The sequence below is a fragment of the Sphingobium sp. TKS genome (genome assembly GCF_001563265.1).
In the GTDB taxonomy this organism is placed as follows: Bacteria; Pseudomonadota; Alphaproteobacteria; order Sphingomonadales; family Sphingomonadaceae; genus Sphingobium.
On record NZ_CP005083.1, the window covers coordinates 1,204,505 to 1,221,132 of the forward strand.

The following is a 16,628-nucleotide window of genomic DNA, read 5'->3' on the forward strand; positions in this document are numbered from 1 at the left end:
GATAAAAACGATGTCCTTCCGTCCGCCCGCAAGTTCAGCATGACGAAAGGTGCGGGACGGTTTAAGCGAACGCTATGAAAAGCCTGCCCCTCGCCCGCGCTCTGGCGCTGATCGTGCCCTTGGCCATGCTGGCGGGCGCTTATGCCTTTCAGTTTATCGGCGGCCTGCACCCTTGCGAAATGTGCTGGTGGCAGCGTTATGCCCATATTGCGGCGATTCCGCTGGCGCTGATCGCCTATGCGACGCGGGGCAAGGCCTGCATCAGCGCGCTGTTCACGGGCCTTGCGGGCTTCGCCATCGGCATTGGCGGCGGCATCGGCCTGTTCCATGCGGGAGTCGAATATGGCTGGTGGCAGGGGCTGACCGCCTGCTCGACCAGTCCCGGCGGCGGCAGTTCGGCGGACATTCTCAACCAGATCATGGCGACGCCCATCACCCGCTGTGACGTCGCGCCGTGGAGCCTGTTCGGCATCTCCATGGCGGGTTATAACGGCCTCTTGTCGGGGGCGGCCGCGCTCCTCATCTTGGTGCTGCTGCTCGGAAAAGGGAGCAAGGTATGAGCGCAAAGGATTTCCCCCGCCCCGGCCGCCGCGTCACCGACAGGCAGCGCGCTTCCATGCTGCGCGTCGATCAGGCCGGCGAGTTCGGCGCGACCCGCATCTATGCGGGCCAGCTCGCCGTGATGGGGGACCGCCATCCTGATTCCCGCGTCATCGCCGGCATGGCTGTGCAGGAAGAACGGCACCGCAAGCATTTCGATGCGATGATCACGCGGCGGGGCGTGCGGCCGACGGTGTTGCAGCCGATCTGGAGCGTGGCGGGCTTTGCCTTGGGCGCGGTGACGGCGGCGATCGGGCCGCGCGCCGCCATGGCTTGCACCGCCGCGATCGAGACCGAAATCGACCGCCATTATGCCGAGCAGCTCGAGCAATTGGGGCAGGACGATCCGGAACTCTCCACCGCCATCGCGGATTTCCAGGCGGAGGAGGTGGAGCATCGCGACGCCGCCATTGCCCATGGCGCTGAGCAGGCTCCGGTCTATCCCTTATTGTCGGGCGTCATCCGATTGGGCTGTCGTGCCGCCATCGCCCTGTCGAAGCGCATTTGAGGAGAAGCATGATGAAGACCCGCCTGATCGCCGCCATGCTTTTGCTGGGCGCCGCCTCTCCCGTCATGGCGCAACAGGGGCCGAGCGTTCCGCAGGAGCAAGCCCCTGCCGCCCAATCGGGATCGGAACGCGTCAATCTGGTCATCGTCTACGGCGATGATCCCTGTCCGCAAAGCCAGGGCAGCGACATCGTCGTCTGCGCGCGCAAGGGTGAGGAGGAGCGCTATCGCATCCCCGAACCGCTGCGCGGCGATCCGAATCAGCCGAGCCACCAGGCCTGGGGCGAACGGGTGAAGTCGATGGAATATGTCGGCCGCAGCGGCACCGAAAGCTGCTCGCCGGTCGGCGGTGGCGGCGCGACGGGCTGCTTCGCGCAATTGGCGCGGTTGGCCAAGGCGGAACGGCAGGCGGCGGACAATGCAAGCTGGAAGGATCTTGTCGCGGCGGAGCGGGCCCGGCGTCTTTCCACCATCGATGTGGAGAGCAAGGCGATCGAAGCGCAGGCCGTGGCCGAGGAGAAGGCGCAGGCTGCCCAGCAACAGCAGCAGCAAAGCCAACCACAGGGTGCGGGGCAAGGAACGGCGACGCCGCAGCCCTGACGGCATTTGCCGTCGGGCGGCGTCTCGCAAAAAGGCTGCCGGCAACCGGATAATCCGGACGGCGGAAACAGGGGACGAACAAGGAATATGAATCGATGCGTCTCCTCACCACCCTTTCCCTGGCCGCCGTCGCGCTTGCGCCCTTGACGGTCGGCGGGGCGGCCCATGCCGAACCGCCGCAGAAAATCTTCAACCTGGTCGTCTATGGCGACGATCCCTGCCCGAAGGGGCAAGGCGACGAGATCATCGTCTGCGCGCGCAAACCCGAATCCGAACGCTACCGTATCCCCAAGAAGCTGCGCGAAAAACCCGAACCGGCGGGTGGTCCCGGTTGGGGCAGCCAGGTCGCGACCATGGAACAGGTGCAGCGGCAGACCTTGCCGGGCAGTTGTTCCGCCATCGGCAGCAACGGCTTCACCGGCTGCACCGCCAAGGCGCTGGAGCAATGGTTCGCGGAGCGGCGGATGCAGGAATCCAAGGGCGAGCCTTGAGCCGTCCTATTTGAAGCTCGCGATGCACTCGATTTCCAGCGGCGCGCCCCTTGCCAGCCCATCCGCGCCGAACGCGCTGCGGGCGGGCAGTCGCTTGCCCTGGTAATAGCTGACATAAACGTCATTGAAGCGCGGCCAGTCCGCCATATCGTCCAGCATCACCGTGCATTTGACGACATGGCCGAAGTCGAGGCCGTTATCCTTCAATATCTTGCCGATCGAATCCATCGAGTTGCGGACGGCAGCGTCGAAACCCTCCTTATGCGGGTCCATGCCGGTGGGCACCTGCCCGATCTGGCCGGAAAGATAGAGGGTATCGCCTGCCCGCACCGCGGGGGAGAAGGGAAGAGGCTGCTGGGCCGCCAGCGGCGCGGCGCCGAGAGCCAGGAACAAGGCAAGCCATTTCTTCATGTGCAAGTTTCCCCAATGCAAAAAGGGCCGGTCCTTTTCCGGACCGGCCCTTCCTTCGTGACGCTTTAGAATTTGAAGTCGAGGCGGGCGTAATAATAGCCGCCCGACGTGCTGTAGGGACCATGGCCATAATAGCTGTTATAGGCGCCGGCGCCGTTGATATAGGGTGAAACGCCCGCGCCCGGCGTGACGCCTTGCATCAGCGCCGGGATTTCAGGCCGCTTGTTGAATAGGTTGTTCGCGCCCACCGAGAAGGTGACGGAATCGGTGAAGTCGTAGCTCGCCTCCAGATCGGTGAGCGCGGTCGCCTTGACCACGCCGTTGAAATAGAGCTGGTTGGCGTTCACCCCGTTCACGAGGGCGCCGTCCGCAATCAGGAAGCCGCCATTCGGAATGAAGCCCCCGGCGGGCGTGAAGGCGGGACGGACAAGCACGCTGGTCTTGCCATAGAATGTTTCCCGCAGGTTGAGCGCGAACTTCCCGCTCTTGAACAGCGCCCCGGCGACGATCTTATAGTCGGGATTAGAGCGTTCGATATTGCTTTCCGACGCGGCGTTGAAGATGGGATAGCCCACCTTGTTGTTGGTGATCTTCGTCTTATTGTAGTTCGCCGTCAGCGACAGGTTCAGCGTGCCAAAGTCCAGCGCGACCGGATAGGCGGCCGAGAAATCGATGCCCCAGGTGCGGGTGTCGATGCCGTTGGTGAAGCTCGACACGCCGATCGTGCCGTTCGTGAACAGGGCACTGTCGAGGACGATACCCGCCGCGTTCAGGGCGTTCAGGATTTGCGCCCCGCCCGGCTGCGGCACGCCGTTGAGGACGGCGTTGCGCGCCGCCGTGCCGGTGATGCGATCCTTGATCTTGATGATGTAGCCGTCGACCGTGACGGCCAGCTTGGGCACCGGACGCAGCACGACACCGGCCGAGAAGTTCTTCGACTTTTCCGGCTTCAGGCTGCCGAAGCCCAGCAACGCCGCCGCTGGGGTTCCGGCGGGGAGCTGGGCGATGGCGCTGGTCGGGCCGACGTTGATGGTCGAATATTTCTGTTCCGCCAGCGTCGGTGCGCGGAAGCCGGTGCTGACCGTGCCGCGAAGCGCGAAGGCGTCGCTGAAGTCGTAGCGCGTGGTGATCTTGCCGATCGTCGTGTCGCCGAAGTCGGTATAATCCTCGTAACGGCCGGCAAGGTCGACGGACCAATGTTCGATTGGTTCTGCGATCAGGTTGATGTAGCCCGCGCGCGAACTGCGGCGGAACTTGCCTGCGTCGGTCGCCTTGTAGCCGGGGAAGGACTGAACGCCGGTCTTGTAGGTCGAATAATAGTCGCCCGCGACGATCTCATAGGTGTCGCGGCGATATTCGCCGCCGAACGCGAAAGTCAGCGGCCCGGCTAGCCCGGCTTCGAATTCCTTGCGGATGTCGGCGGTGACGGTGGTCTGGCTCAGGCGGAAGCCTCCGTCATAGGCCTTGTCCACCGTATTCGGCGCGCCGATGCCTCGCAGCGATGCGGCATAGCTTTCCTGCCAGACTTCGCGGTGGGCGGACGATTCCGTCCAGATGTCGTCCTTCTGATGGCCGTAGGTGGTGCTGAGGTCGTAATTCCAGCCCGAAACCTCTCCCTTGGCGCCAACGGTGAAGCTGTATTCGTCCTCGATCACATGTTGCAACGGGACCATGCCATTGATGCCGGTGTCGCCATAGCAGACATTCGGATTATAGGGCGCAGTCGTGATGCCGCCGCCCGCGTTTGTCTGAGTGATGACACCACCGACGTTCGTATATTCGTAGCAGATGCGCTTGGGATGACGGTAGCCCTGCTTGGCATAGCCGATGCGGCGGGCATAGTCGCCAAAGCTGTAGAGTTCGATGCCACCGAAATCATAGCCCATATTGTAGAAGGCTTCGGTCAGATAGGTTTTGGGCTGGCCGCCATTGATGCCCGACAGCGCGTCGCCGGCCAGGTTCGACCATTGGGCGGGCGTGTTGGGTTGAAGCGTGCCGTCCGGCTTGGTGATCTGCACCTGCCCGGTGCCGACGGTGGTGTAATCCTGGCGGCGGTGGAACAGGCTGAGGTTGAAGAAGCCGTCCTCGCCCAGCTTGAAGCCCATATTGCCGGAGACGGAGAACAGCTCGCCCTCGCTGTCATAATATTGGCCGCCAGTGACCTTGAAGCTGCCGCCTTCGTTGTTGTCCTTGAGGATGAAGTTGATGACGCCCGCGATCGCGTCCGTGCCGTACACGGCCGCCGCACCTTCCTGAAACACTTCGACGCGGGCGATGGCGTCCGGCGGGATCAGGTCGATGCTGGGCGCCGCCGAACCCTGGAAGGCGCCGGAGATCACCTGGAGGATGCCGTTGCCGTGGCGGCGCTTGCCGTTGACCAGCACCAGCGTGTGGTTGGGGCTGAGGCCGCGCAGACGGGCGGAGAGGGAGAAGCTGGAAAGGTCGGTGCCCTGCGTTTGCGCGGTGAAGCTCGGGACGATCTGGGTCAGCACCTGGTTGAGGTTCGGCTGGCCGACGTGGCTGATCGCTTCCTGGCTCAATACCTGGATCGGCGCGGCGCTTTCAGCGGCCTGCATGCCGACGGCGCGGGTGCCGGTGACGATGATGGCGGCGCCTTCATCGGCCTGCGCGGTTTGCGCTTCTTGCGCCATCGCGCAGGCCGACCAGGACGAGGCCAGCGCAAGTGAAAGTCGAAGAGCGGATAATCTTGTCATCTATGCCCCCTGTTTTGCATTTATTCATGACAAGGGGATCAACGAACTTTTCGGATTAAACCTCTATTGCGCTGCACAAAAATTTAAGAAAAATGACATGTTTCTCGTTTATTTCCATGATAAAATCACGCCAGATTGCTATGTTGCAGGGCGGCTTGGCAATTGATTAGGACGCACGTGGCCATGCGCATTTTGCAAGCAATGCGCATAGCGGGTTTTTGACGTAGGTTCGTTTCAGGCAACTTCACCTCTAATTCAGCATGACGGTGGGGTAAGGGGCGTCAGCTCGCCATCGCCGCATCGATCAATGCACGGCCTTCCTTGCTGCTCCAGTCCATCGCGCCGACCACCCGCGCCATTTCCTTGCCCTGCGCGTCATAGATGACGGTCGTGGGCAGCATCCCGGTGTTGTAATGGAAACCGAACTGGTTTTCCGGATCGATCCAGCCCTTCAAATGCGGCAGCGGGTGCTTCTCGAAAAAGGGCTTGATGACCGTTTCGCCCTGGCTGTCCTGCGAGATGGTGAGGACGGCCAGGCCTTTCTTGCCATATTCCGCCGCGACCGCATCGAGGGTGGGCATTTCCGCCACACAGGGCGCGCACCAGGTCGCCCAGAGATTGACCAGCATCGGCTTGCCCGCGAAATCCTTGAGACTGGCGTCGCTGCCGTCTGGGTTCTGGAAGGTGAAGTCGGGCGCGGGGGTGCCGGCCTTCGACCTGTCGAGCGTGTAGCTGAACTCGCCTCCCTTGCCCGGAGCGCCGCTTTGCGCGGGTCCGGTCGCCTCCCCGCTGGCGTTCGGGCCTTGCCCGGCGGGCGGCGATTGCTTATCGCACGCGCCAAGGCCAGCCAGCAGGAGCAGTGTCATTACGCAGGGTAAAGATCGGAACGGGGAAGATCGCACGGGAAAAAGCTCCAACAGCATGTGGGGCGGACGCTTTGCGGCCGGTCCGGCTTCGGTCATGCGGGAGATAAATGCCTCCATCCCCTTCGACAAGCGCTTGTGGAAACAGGATATCGCCGGATCGAAGGCGCATGTCGCGATGCTGGCCAAGCAGGGCATCGTCGACGGCGAGGACGCGCAGGCGATCACCGAGGGGCTGAACCGCATCGCCGCCGAATATGAAGCGGACGGCGTGCCGGTCGATCTGGACCTGGAAGACATCCACATGGTCACGGAATCGCGGCTGGCCGAACTCATCGGTCCGGCGGCGGGGCGGCTGCACACGGCGCGCTCGCGCAACGATCAGGTGGCGACGGATTTCCGCCTCTGGGTGCGCGACGCCATCGATGAGGTCGAGGCGGGGTTGGAAGGCTTGCAGGCGATGCTGCTGACCCGTGCCGAGGAACATGCCGATGCGGTGATGCCGGGCTTCACCCATCTCCAGTCCGCGCAGCCAGTGACCTTGGGTCATCATCTGATGGCCTATTATGAGATGGTTCGCCGCGACCGCAGCCGCTTTGCCGATGCGCGCGAGCGGTCGAACGAATGCCCGCTGGGCGCGGCGGCGCTGGCGGGGACGGGCTTCCCCATCGACCGGCATGCCACGGCGGCGGCGCTCGGTTTCGCCAAGCCGACCGACAACAGCCTCGACAGCGTATCGGATCGCGACTTCGCGCTCGATTATCTGATGGCGGCGACCCAGTGCAGCCTGCACCTTTCGCGGCTGGCGGAAGAGTTCATCATCTGGGCGAGCCAACCCTTCGGTTTCGTCAAGCTGCCCGACGCTTATTCGACTGGCAGCTCGATCATGCCGCAGAAGCGCAACCCCGACGCCGCCGAGCTGGTGCGCGGCCATGCCGGGCGGATCATGGGCTGTATGAACGCGCTATGCGTCACGATGAAGGGCCTGCCGCTCGCTTATTCGAAGGACATGCAGGATGACAAGCCGCCGGTGTTCGAGGCGCATGACCTGCTGGGCCTGTCCATCGCGGCGATGACCGGCATGATCGAGACGGTGACGTTCCGCACCGACCGGATGCGCGGGCTGGCGGAGAGCGGCTTCGCCACCGCGACTGATCTGGCCGACTGGCTGGTGCGGGAGGGCGATATTCCCTTCCGTGAGGCGCATCACATCACGGGCCGCGCCGTGGCGGCGGCGGAGGCGGCGGGCGTGCAGCTTGCCGATCTGCCGCTGGAAACGCTCAAGGCCATTGATGCGCGGATCGATGAGCGTATCTATGCGGTGCTGACGGTCGACGCCTCGGTCGCCAGCCGCAGGAGCCATGGCGGCACCGCGCCCGATCAGGTGCGGGCGCGGATCGCGCAGGCCCGGAACGACGCGAAAGGGCAGAAGAAGTGATGACGGCACGGATCGCCAAGGGAGTTGCACTAGCCGCGCTGGCGCTGGCTTTGGCGTCCTGCGGCGGTCGCCAGCCGTTGAAGCCGGTACAGGGGCAAAACCTGCCCGCCGTGCCGGTGGGTGCGGCGACGGCGCCGACCGCTGCGCAACTCACCACGCCCTCTATCCAGGCGCGGCCGGAACGGAACGTCGAACTGCTGACCCAATCGAGGGTGCGCGGCGACGACCCGTTCGACCTGCCGCCGGAGAGTGACCCCCGCTGATTTTAGCGAAGATTTCTAGGATAGACTGACTTGGACCATTTTACCTATGTCGACGGCGCGATGCTGGTGGAGCAGGTGCCGATGGCGGAGATCGCCGCGCAGGTCGGCACGCCCGTCTATATCTATTCGACCGCGACGCTGACTCGCCATGTCGGCGTGTTCCGCGACGGGTTGTCGCAGCTCAATGATCCGCTGATCGCCTTCGCGGTGAAGGCCAATCCCAATGCCGCCGTGCTGGCGACTTTGGCGAAGCTGGGTCTGGGCGCGGACGTGGTGTCGGCGGGCGAGTTGCTGCGCGCCATCGCGGCGGGCATTCCGGCGAACCGTATCGTCTTTTCCGGCGTCGGCAAGACTGCCGAGGAAATGCGCATCGCGCTGGAGCAGGGCATCTACCAGTTCAATCTGGAGAGCGAACCCGAAGCCGAGATGCTGTCCGAAGTGGCGCTGTTGATGGGGAAGAAGGCGCCGGTCGCCTATCGCATCAATCCTGATGTCGATGCCGGAACCCATGCCAAGATTTCCACCGGCAAATCTGAAAACAAGTTCGGCATCCCCTATGACCGTGCGCTGGCCAGCTATGCCGCCGCCCGCGCGCTCCCCGGCCTCGATGTGCAGGGCGTGGCGGTGCATATCGGCAGCCAGCTTACCGACCTCAGCCCGCTGGAAGCCGCTTTCATCAAGGTCGGCGCGCTGATCGAGAAGCTGCGCGGCGAAGGCCATGACATTCGCACCGCCGATCTCGGTGGCGGGCTTGGCGTGCCCTATGATCCTTCGCAGCCGTTGCCGCCCAGCCCCGCCGCCTATGGCGCGATGGTGACGAAGGTGACGCAGGGCTGGAATGTCCGCCTGATGTTCGAGCCGGGCCGCCTGATCGTCGGCAATGCGGGCGTGCTGCTGTCGCAGGTGGTGCGGGTGAAGCAGGGCGCGCAGGCGCCTTTCGTGATTGTCGATGCGGCGATGAACGACCTGCTGCGCCCCAGCCTCTATGACGCCTGGCACGACATCCGCGCCGTGCATCCCAAGGGCGACCGCGCCGCCGCCAATGTCGTCGGCCCGGTCTGCGAGACGGGGGACACCTTCGCCATGCATCGCGACATGGACGTGGTCGGGGCGGGCGATCTGATCGCGTTCATGACCGCCGGAGCCTATGGCGCGACCATGGCGAGCACCTATAACAGCCGCGCGCTGACCCCGGAGGTGCTGGTTTCCGGCGACAAATGGGCCGTTGTCCGCGCCCGCCCGCCGATCGAGGCGCTCATCCAGGGCGACAACATCCCCGGCTGGGTGAATGATTGATGCATAGCCTGCCCGTCTTCCTGCGATTGCATGGGCGGGCCGTCATTCTGACGGGCGAAGGTGAGGCTGCAGACGCCAAGCGCCGCTTGCTGGAACGGGCAGGGGCGCGGATCGTGGGCGAGGCGGAAGACGCCGCACTCGCCATCGTGTCGGATGGCGACGAGGTGACGGTAGCCCGGCTCCAGGCACGCGGGATATTGGTCAATGCGACCGACAAACCAGAGCTTTGCGACTTCACCCTGCCTGCGATTGTCGATCGCGAGCCGGTGTTGATCGCCATCGGCACGGGTGGCGCTTCGGCGGGGCTGGCCAAGGCCTTGCGTCAGCGGATCGAGGCTTTGCTGCCTGCACGGCTCGGCACGTTGGCAACGGCACTTTACGATGCGCGTGCTGCGATTCGGGCGCGTTGGCCGGATGCGGCGGCGCGGCGACGGGCGATCGATGCCGGGCTGGCGGTGGGCGGGCTGATCGATCCGCTGTCGGACAAGGCGGCCGACGCCGTGCCGGACTGGCTGGCGGGAAGTGCCGATGTCGGTGCCGACCGGCTGGAAACGATCCGGCTGCTCTCCGCCGATCCGGATGATCTCACCCTGCGCGCTGCGCGCCTGCTGGGCGAGGCGGACCGTGTCTATCATGCGCCCGATGTCCCTGCCGCGATCCTCGACCGGGCGCGGGCCGACGCCGTGCGGATCGAGGCGAGTACGCCGCCCGATCGGCCGGGCGAAGGTTTGTCGCTCTGGCTGGAGAGAGTGCCATAAGCCGGGTCTTTCTCTTCGATGGCGGCAAGGCGCACGAAATCTCGCTGGAGGCTTTCTGCGCCAGGACCGAAGATGCGCCGTTTAGCTGGGTTCACGCCGATGGCTGGCGGGAGGATGCCCGCGCCGTCGCTTCCCGATGCGACCATATGCCTGAAGCTGCGCTTTCCGCGCTGCTCGCGCAGGAAACCCGGCCGCGCTGCACGCTGATGGCCCATGGCGCGCTGGTGAACTTGCGCGGGCTCGGCGCGGCGGATGACGATGTGGGCGATCCGCTGGTGTCGATCCGCCTGTGGGCCGAACAGGCGCGTGTCATCTCCGTCAGCTATCGCCCGCTTGCAGCGATGGAACCGGTGACGGCGCAGATGCTGGGCGGCCTGATCCGCGATCCGGGCGATCTGATCGCCGCCTTCGCGCAGCAGATCACTGAAGCGCTCGACCCCGAAGTCGCCGATTTGGGCGACGGCCTGGACGAGATCGAAAGCGCGCTCACCGCACATGGTCCGGCCGAAGCGCGGCGGCGCGTGTCGGAAATCCGCGCTACCGCGATCAGCTACCGCCGCTTTATCGCGCCTCAAAGGCAGGCGCTGGAAAGACTGTCCACCGCCGACGCGCCGTGGCTGGAACCTGACGACCGGCTGCATTTGCAGGAAGCCGCCGACCGCTGCGCCCGCATGGCCGAAGAACTGGAAGCGGTGCGCGAACGGTCTGCGCTCGCCCATGAAGAGCTGACCGATCTGCGTGCCGAGCAGATGAACCGGCAGGCGCTGATCATTTCCGTCGTGGCTTTGGTTTTCCTGCCGCTGACCTTTCTGACCGGCCTGCTCGGCATGAATGTCGAAGGCATTCCTTATGCCCATGAACCCTGGGCCTTTTGGGGCGTGGTTGGAGTCTGCGTTGCCATGGCGGGTGGGATCGCTGGCTGGTTCGCCGCAACCCAATGGCTGAGGTGAAGGACGTCAGTTCCGCGCCGCGTTGAGGCGGGCGATCTCGTCATGCAGCGCCTGGATCGAGGAGACCAGACGTGCCCGGTCCGCCTGCATTTCGGCCAGGGCATCGCGTGTCTCGCCCAGTTCCAGCGCGCGGCGGGCGATCCGGGCGTCCAATTCCGCATTGTGCCGGGCCATCGTGCCGATCTGCTCGGCCCGCGCGCACAAATGGCGTAGCCGCGCATCCAGGAGGTCGAAGTCGAACGGCTTTACCACATGGTCGTCCGCGCCCGCGTCCAGCGCCTCGACGGCGGACACCTTGTCCTGCCGCCCGCCGATCATGACGAAGCAGGCATTGTCGGCCAAGCCCGCCGCGCGAATCTTCCGCATCGTCACCAGTGCCGGCAGCAGCGTCAGCCCCATGTCGATCAGGATGATGTCCACCGGCCGCGCCACCAGCATGCTGAGCGCGCCAAAGCCGTTTTCCGCCAGCGCCACATCATAGCCCAGATGCGACAGCCGCCGGGCCACGACCGCGCGCGACGTGGCGTCTTCATCGACCAGCAGAAGCCGCAATCGCCGGGCCGAGCGCGCCGTTTCCGGAGCCTGTGCCGGTTGCAGCCTGCTGATGCTGTCGCGTTTCCAAAATTGCATGACGTCCCACCTCTTGCCACCGCGCAGCATAGGATTGGGAGCCAAAGAAATGGTTAACGGGCGTCCGGCGCATAGGCGCGCATGAAGCAGTCGAGCCCATGGTCGACATCGGCCGCGATCTGGTCCGGGGTCGCCTGTGGGATCTGTCCCCAGATGACCAGTTGATGGCAGCCCGAAAGCATCATCATCGTGAAGGTGCGCGCCGCCAGTTCCGGGTCGGCCCGGCGCAGCAGGCCGCGATCCATGGCCCGTTCCAGAAATTCAGCGACCAGCCGCCGCGTATGGCCGGGGACGTGTTCGTAGAAGATGGCGCCCATTTCGGGAAAGCGTCCCGATTCGGACACGACCAGCCGGTACAGGGCAACGCTGTCGGACGAGGTGATCTTCGTGAGCAGGTTCAGTCCCAGCCTGCGCAACGTTTCCACCAGGTCGCCGCCAGGATCGAGGATTTCGGCCAGGCGGGCGAGATAGGCGGTGGTCGCGTCATCCAGAAAGGCGGCGAACAGGGCTTCCTTGGACGGGAAATAGCTCCATAATGTGCCCTTCGACCCGCCCAGCGTCGCTGCGATCCCCGACATCGTCGTCGCGGCATAGCCATTTTCCAGGAAGGACCGCGATGCCACCGCCAATATGGCTTTGCGCCGGTCGCGGCGACGCGCTTCTCGTCGGCTGAGCGGAGGGAGGAGCTTTGTCATAAAACCGTACCATATAGTACGCTATTTCTGTTGACAAGGATTCGCAACCGGCGCAAAGGCCAATTTCATACTATTTGGTACGGTTTGCTAATGTCCGTGAGTCGCCCCCCGAGTCTTCCCGCTCTTTCCGGTCGCGCCGGGCTTCTCGCAGGAGGCTTGGCGCTGCTCTCTGCCTGCGCGGCGGTGCCGGATCTGGGATCCCAGCCGGCGGTGCGCGCGCCTGGCAGCATTGCGGCGGAGCGCAGCCTTCAGGCTGACTATGCCACGCAATGGCCGTCCGAAGGCTGGTGGACGGCTTATGGCGATCCGCAATTGGATGCGTTGATCGAGGAGGGGCTGAAGGGATCGCCGGACGTGAGCGCTGCCGCCGCCCGCTTCGCCCAGGCCAACGCGGCCGCGCAGCAGGCGGGGGCGCCGTTGTTGCCGTCGGTCGATCTCGACGCCAATAGTGGCGTGACCAAATCCAGCTACAATATGGGCATGCCCAAGGAATTCGTGCCCAAGGGCTGGCTCGGTACGGGCCGGGTGGGCCTGAATTTCGGCTTCGACCTCGATCTTTGGGGCAAGAATCGCGCGGCGCTGGCGGCGGCGACGTCCGAAGCGCGCGCGGCGGAGATCGACGCGCGGCAGGCGCGGCTGGCGCTGGCGACCGGCGTGGCCGATGCCTACGCCGATCTCGCCAGGCTCCATGATGAGCGCGACATTCAGGCGCGGGCGCTGGAAATCCGTACCGCCAGCCAGAAGCTGGTGGCGGATCGCCGCGCCAACGGGTTGGAAACGCGTGGCAGCGAGCGGCAGGCCGATGCTACCGTCTCCTCCGCCAAGGCGCAGCTTGCCGCCGCCGATCAGGCGATCGCGGTGCGCCGGCATCAGATCGCGGCGCTGATCGGCGCGGGGCCGGATCGGGGCATCGCCATCGCCCGGCCGCAACTCCGCAAGCCCGGTCCGCTGGGTCTGCCCGCCGATGTGACGACCAATCTGGTCGCCCGCCGTCCGGACATTGCGGCCGCGCTCGCCCGGACCGAGGCGGCGGCCAAGGGGATCAAGGTGGCGCGGGCCGATTTCTTCCCCGCCATCCGCTTGAGCGCGCTGATCGGCGTGCAGTCGCTGGGCTATCAGACCCTGCTCCAGAACGGCGCTTTTTCCGGCGGGGCCAGTTCCTTTGCGGACACGCTGTTTAAGAAGGATTCGCTGTTCGGCAATGCCGGGCCCGCGATCAGCCTGCCGATCTTCCATGGGGGTGCGCTGAGCGGCCAATATCGCGGCGCGCGCGCCTTCTATGACGAGGCGGTGGCCAGCTATGACAAGACCGTGCTCGGCGCCTATCAGCAAGTGGCCGACGCGGTGACCGGGCGGCGGACGCTCGACCAGCGGCTGATCGACGCCCGCGCCGCGCTGACCGCATCGGAAGAAGCCTATGGCATCGCCCGCCAGCGTTATGAAGGCGGCCTCAACACCTATCTTGACGTACTGAACGTGGAAGACCAGCTTCTGGCCGCCCGTCAGACCGTCGCGGAGCTGGAGGCCAGCGCCTTCACGTCCGACATCGCCCTCATTCGCGCGCTGGGCGGCGGCTTTGCCGCCAGCGACGCCCAAATATCGCACCAGTTGTCCAAGGATATCCCCAATGGCTGATGCCAGGCCCGAATTCACGTCCGAAGCGAGCAAGGCCGAGGGTGCCACGCAGCGTCAGGACACCCGCAGAAAATGGCTGGTGCGGCTGGCGCTGGTCGTGCTGGTCGTCGGCGCGGCCTATGCGATCTGGTATCTGCTGATCGGGCGCAATCATGTCAGCACCGACAATGCCTATGTGAATGCGGAAGTGGCGCAGGTGACGCCGCTGATTTCCGCGCAGGCGGTCGAGGTGCTGGTGACGGACACCCAAGCCGTGAAGCGCGGCGACATATTGGTGAAGCTGGACCCCACCAACGCCCGCATCGCCATGGCGCAGGCGGAGGCCGATCTGGCCGAAGCCCGGCGCAAATTCCGCCAGACCGTCGCGACGAGCGGCGCGCTGGCCGCGCAGGTCGAGGCGCGTGGCGCCGACATCAACCAGGCGCGTGCCCAGCTTGCGACGGCGCAGGCTGATTTCGACAAGGCGCGCATCGACCTTCGGCGGCGCGAGGCGCTGGCGCCCAATGGCGCTGTCTCGGGCGAGGAACTGACCAGCGCGCGCAAGGGCTATGCCGCGGCGCAGGCGGCGCTCGACCTGGCGAGGGCCGGCGTGGCGACGGCGGAGGCGACACGCGGCGCGGCCAGCGGCCAGCTTGCCGCCAATGACGCGCTGGTGCGGGGTTCTACCATCGACACCGATCCCGCCGTGCTGGCGGCCAAGGCGAAGCTGGACAATGCCCGGCTCGATCTTGGCCGCTCCGTCATCCGCGCCCCGATCGACGGCGTGGTGACGCGGCGGCAGGTGCAGGTCGGACAGCGCGTCGCGCAGGGCACGCCGATCATGAGCATCGTGCCGCTCGCCCATGTCTATGTCGACGCCAATTTCAAGGAGCGGCAGCTTGGCCGGGTGAAGCCAGGCATGCCCGCCACCGTCACGTCCGACCTTTATGGCGGCGGCGTCGTCTATCATGGCAAGGTGGTCGGTTTTTCGGGCGGCACGGGGGCTTCCATGGCGCTGATCCCTGCGCAGAACGCAACCGGCAACTGGATCAAGGTGGTGCAGCGCCTGCCCGTGCGCATCGCGCTCGATCCCAGGGAACTGGCTGAGCATCCACTGCGCGTCGGCCTCTCCATGGAAGCCGAGATCGACCTCTCCGGCGAATAAGGAAGCCTTTGGTGAGCCGTCCGGCAGAGACATTCTCGCTCCTGTCGCCCCGTCACCGCCTGCTGGCGGGGCTGACGCTGGCGCTCAGCAATTTCATGGTCATGCTCGACCTGACCATCGCCAATGTGTCGGTGCCGCATATTGCCGGCAATCTGGGCATTTCCGCCGATCAGGGCACCTGGATCATCACCAGCTATGCCGTGGCGGAGGCGATCTGCGTGCCGCTGACCGGCTGGCTGGCGCAGCGGTTCGGCGCGGTCAGGCTGTTCGTCTTCAGCATGTTGGGTTTCGGCCTGTTCTCGCTGCTGTGCGGCCTGTCGATGAGCCTGACCATGATCGTGGTCTGCCGCATTGGCCAGGGTCTATGCGGCGGTCCGCTGATGCCGATGTCGCAGACCTTGCTGATTCGTATCTTCCCGCCGGAGCGGCGCGGGCGCGTCATGGGGTTGTGGGCGATGACGACTCTGCTCGGCCCGGCGCTCGGCCCGATCGTCGGCGGCTATATCAGCGACAATTGGAGCTGGCACTGGATCTTCTTCATCAACCTGCCGATCGCGGCATTGTGCGTCTTTTCCGCGCTGCTGCTGCTGCGCCCGGTGGAAACGGAGCGGGTGAAGCTGCCCATCGACTATATCGGCCTGGGGCTGCTGATCTTCTGGATCGGCTGCCTGCAGATCATGCTGGATATCGGGCGCGACCATGATTGGTTCGGTGACCCGCTGATCGTCGTGCTGGCGGTGCTGGCGGCCATCGGCTTCTGCGTGTTCATCATATGGGAACTGACGGAGGAGCATCCGATCGTCGACCTGCGCGTGTTCCGCCATGTCGGCTTCACTTCGGGGGTGTTCACGCTGGCGCTGTGTTTCGGCGCCTATTTCGCGGGCATCGTCATCATCCCGCAATGGCTGCAGATATCGATGGGCTATACCGCCGCCTCGGCCGGCCTGGCGACGGCGTTCACGGCGATGACGGCCATGCTCGTGGCGCCGATCGCCGGGCGGCTGGTTGACAAGGTCGACGTGCGCATCATGATTTCGGGCGCGGTCGCCTGGATCGGGTTGATGACGCTGTGGCGGGCGCATTGGACCACCGATGCGGATTTCTGGACGATCGCGATGCCGCAGTTGGTGCAGGGCTTCGGCATGCCCTTTTTCATGATCCCGCTGACGACGCTGACCCTGGGGTCGGTCCGGCCGGAGGAAACCGCCTCGGCTGCGGGCATGCAGAATTTCCTCCGCACGCTGGCCATCGCCATTTCTACCTCCATCGTGCTGACTGGCTGGGGCGATGGACAGCGCATATCGCGCAACGAGATGGTCGGCACGCTCCACGCCGATACGACCATGGCCGACCTGACGAGCAGGGGTTTCACCCAGGACCAGGCGCGGCAGATGGTGGCCAATCTGGTCGACGCGCAATCGCTGGTGCTGTCGATGAACCATGTCTTCTTCATCGCCGCCATGGTGCTGTTCCTGGCCGCGGCCGTGGTGTGGCTTGCCCCGCGCCCGACTAGAACCGTGGATCGCTCGGCAGCGCACTGAGCCCGACCGATGCGCCGTCATGGGCGAGCGTCGCGCATCGCGCCCGATTGACGCGGCGCGGCATCGCCGTCACTGAGTGGCAAAAAGGTGGG

The 16,628-nt window shown here is 65.1% G+C and carries 17 protein-coding genes; 12 read left to right on the plus strand and 5 right to left on the minus strand.

Annotated elements, in window-relative coordinates:
• Positions 1–74: 74 nt before the first annotated feature.
• The 4 genes from K426_RS06055 to K426_RS06070 all read left to right on the plus strand — a co-directional run bounded on the left by K426_RS06055 (position 75) and on the right by K426_RS06070 (position 2,198).
• Entirely contained in the window at positions 75–560 is a 486-nt protein-coding gene (locus K426_RS06055) for a disulfide bond formation protein B (protein WP_066555028.1), read from the plus strand.
• Positions 557–1,108, plus strand: a complete 552-nt coding sequence (locus K426_RS06060; RefSeq protein ID WP_066555029.1) for a demethoxyubiquinone hydroxylase family protein — start codon at positions 557–559, stop codon at positions 1,106–1,108. The genes K426_RS06055 and K426_RS06060 overlap by 4 nt, the downstream gene beginning before the upstream one ends.
• Positions 1,109–1,116: 8 nt before the next feature.
• Entirely contained in the window at positions 1,117–1,707 is a 591-nt protein-coding gene (locus K426_RS06065; protein ID WP_066555031.1) for a hypothetical protein, read from the plus strand.
• A gap of 95 nt (positions 1,708–1,802) precedes the next feature.
• Positions 1,803–2,198: a hypothetical protein gene (locus K426_RS06070; protein ID WP_066555033.1), complete on the plus strand. Its 396-nt coding sequence runs from the start codon at positions 1,803–1,805 to the stop codon at positions 2,196–2,198.
• Between the two features lie 6 nt (positions 2,199–2,204).
• Here the strand turns inward: K426_RS06070 and K426_RS06075 are convergent, their stop codons facing one another.
• The 3 genes from K426_RS06075 to K426_RS06085 form a co-directional block, all read right to left on the minus strand.
• Positions 2,205–2,609: a RidA family protein gene (locus tag K426_RS06075; RefSeq protein ID WP_066555036.1), complete on the minus strand. Its 405-nt coding sequence runs from the start codon at positions 2,607–2,609 to the stop codon at positions 2,205–2,207.
• Between the two features lie 65 nt (positions 2,610–2,674).
• Positions 2,675–5,323, minus strand: coding sequence for a TonB-dependent receptor plug domain-containing protein (locus K426_RS06080; protein ID WP_066555038.1), 2,649 nt, complete (start codon positions 5,321–5,323; stop codon positions 2,675–2,677).
• Positions 5,324–5,604: 281 nt separating this feature from the next.
• Complete coding sequence (locus K426_RS06085) at positions 5,605–6,189, minus strand: TlpA family protein disulfide reductase (protein ID WP_066555040.1); 585 nt, start codon at positions 6,187–6,189, stop codon at positions 5,605–5,607.
• A 55-nt stretch (positions 6,190–6,244) separates the two neighbouring features.
• Between K426_RS06085 and argH the strand changes: the two genes are divergently transcribed.
• From argH to K426_RS06110, 5 genes are read left to right on the plus strand one after another with little or no spacing between them, the layout of a single operon-like run.
• Positions 6,245–7,624 (plus strand): argininosuccinate lyase, encoded by a 1,380-nt coding sequence (gene argH, locus K426_RS06090; RefSeq protein WP_066555047.1) that lies wholly within the window; start codon positions 6,245–6,247, stop codon positions 7,622–7,624.
• Entirely contained in the window at positions 7,624–7,887 is a 264-nt protein-coding gene (locus tag K426_RS06095) for a hypothetical protein (protein ID WP_066561422.1), read from the plus strand. Before argH ends, K426_RS06095 begins: the two co-directional genes overlap by 1 nt.
• Before the next feature lie 30 nt (positions 7,888–7,917).
• Positions 7,918–9,183 (plus strand): diaminopimelate decarboxylase, encoded by a 1,266-nt coding sequence (gene lysA, locus K426_RS06100; protein WP_066555048.1) that lies wholly within the window; start codon positions 7,918–7,920, stop codon positions 9,181–9,183.
• The gene (locus K426_RS06105) at positions 9,183–9,941 is read left to right on the plus strand and encodes a precorrin-2 dehydrogenase/sirohydrochlorin ferrochelatase family protein (RefSeq protein WP_066555051.1); all 759 of its coding nucleotides are present in this window, start codon (positions 9,183–9,185) and stop codon (positions 9,939–9,941) included. The genes lysA and K426_RS06105 overlap by 1 nt, the downstream gene beginning before the upstream one ends.
• Positions 9,938–10,891: a zinc transporter ZntB gene (locus K426_RS06110; protein WP_066555059.1), complete on the plus strand. Its 954-nt coding sequence runs from the start codon at positions 9,938–9,940 to the stop codon at positions 10,889–10,891. The genes K426_RS06105 and K426_RS06110 overlap by 4 nt, the downstream gene beginning before the upstream one ends.
• A 6-nt stretch (positions 10,892–10,897) precedes the next feature.
• Here the strand turns inward: K426_RS06110 and K426_RS06115 are convergent, their stop codons facing one another.
• Together K426_RS06115 and K426_RS06120 are read right to left on the minus strand one after the other, a co-directional pair.
• A complete protein-coding gene (locus K426_RS06115) occupies positions 10,898–11,521 on the minus strand; it encodes a response regulator transcription factor (protein ID WP_066561423.1) in 624 nt (207 codons plus the stop codon).
• Positions 11,522–11,574: 53 nt separating this feature from the next.
• Positions 11,575–12,216, minus strand: a complete 642-nt coding sequence (locus K426_RS06120; RefSeq protein ID WP_066555064.1) for a TetR/AcrR family transcriptional regulator — start codon at positions 12,214–12,216, stop codon at positions 11,575–11,577.
• Positions 12,217–12,306: 90 nt separating this feature from the next.
• On the opposite strand from K426_RS06120, the gene K426_RS06125 reads away from it, so the two are divergent.
• Genes K426_RS06125 through K426_RS06135 form a run of 3 tightly spaced genes read left to right on the plus strand, consistent with a single transcriptional unit; the run spans position 12,307 to position 16,536 of the window.
• Positions 12,307–13,851 carry an efflux transporter outer membrane subunit gene (locus K426_RS06125; protein ID WP_066555066.1) on the plus strand — a complete coding sequence of 515 codons (1,545 nt, stop codon included), beginning with the start codon at positions 12,307–12,309 and terminating at the stop codon, positions 13,849–13,851.
• The gene (locus tag K426_RS06130) at positions 13,844–14,995 is read left to right on the plus strand and encodes an EmrA/EmrK family multidrug efflux transporter periplasmic adaptor subunit (RefSeq protein ID WP_066555069.1); all 1,152 of its coding nucleotides are present in this window, start codon (positions 13,844–13,846) and stop codon (positions 14,993–14,995) included. The genes K426_RS06125 and K426_RS06130 overlap by 8 nt, the downstream gene beginning before the upstream one ends.
• Before the next feature lie 11 nt (positions 14,996–15,006).
• Positions 15,007–16,536, plus strand: a complete 1,530-nt coding sequence (locus K426_RS06135) for a DHA2 family efflux MFS transporter permease subunit (protein ID WP_066561425.1) — start codon at positions 15,007–15,009, stop codon at positions 16,534–16,536.
• Positions 16,537–16,628 lie beyond the last annotated feature (92 nt).

Excerpts from the sequence above, each read along its gene's own strand:
- K426_RS06055 (WP_066555028.1), top strand. The coding sequence starts at position 75 with ATGAAAAGCCTGCCCCTCGCCCGCGCTCTGGCGCTGATCGTGCCCTTG.
- K426_RS06060 (WP_066555029.1), top strand. The coding sequence starts at position 557 with ATGAGCGCAAAGGATTTCCCCCGCCCCGGCCGCCGCGTCACCGACAGG.
- K426_RS06065 (WP_066555031.1), top strand. The coding sequence starts at position 1,117 with ATGATGAAGACCCGCCTGATCGCCGCCATGCTTTTGCTGGGCGCCGCC.
- K426_RS06070 (WP_066555033.1), top strand. The coding sequence starts at position 1,803 with ATGCGTCTCCTCACCACCCTTTCCCTGGCCGCCGTCGCGCTTGCGCCC.
- K426_RS06075 (WP_066555036.1), bottom strand. The coding sequence starts at position 2,609 with ATGAAGAAATGGCTTGCCTTGTTCCTGGCTCTCGGCGCCGCGCCGCTG.
- K426_RS06080 (WP_066555038.1), bottom strand. The coding sequence starts at position 5,323 with ATGACAAGATTATCCGCTCTTCGACTTTCACTTGCGCTGGCCTCGTCC.
- K426_RS06085 (WP_066555040.1), bottom strand. The coding sequence starts at position 6,189 with ATGACACTGCTCCTGCTGGCTGGCCTTGGCGCGTGCGATAAGCAATCG.
- argH (WP_066555047.1), top strand. The coding sequence starts at position 6,245 with ATGTGGGGCGGACGCTTTGCGGCCGGTCCGGCTTCGGTCATGCGGGAG.
- K426_RS06095 (WP_066561422.1), top strand. The coding sequence starts at position 7,624 with ATGACGGCACGGATCGCCAAGGGAGTTGCACTAGCCGCGCTGGCGCTG.
- K426_RS06105 (WP_066555051.1), top strand. The coding sequence starts at position 9,183 with ATGCATAGCCTGCCCGTCTTCCTGCGATTGCATGGGCGGGCCGTCATT.
- K426_RS06115 (WP_066561423.1), bottom strand. The coding sequence starts at position 11,521 with ATGCAATTTTGGAAACGCGACAGCATCAGCAGGCTGCAACCGGCACAG.
- K426_RS06120 (WP_066555064.1), bottom strand. The coding sequence starts at position 12,216 with ATGACAAAGCTCCTCCCTCCGCTCAGCCGACGAGAAGCGCGTCGCCGC.
- K426_RS06125 (WP_066555066.1), top strand. The coding sequence starts at position 12,307 with ATGTCCGTGAGTCGCCCCCCGAGTCTTCCCGCTCTTTCCGGTCGCGCC.
- K426_RS06130 (WP_066555069.1), top strand. The coding sequence starts at position 13,844 with ATGGCTGATGCCAGGCCCGAATTCACGTCCGAAGCGAGCAAGGCCGAG.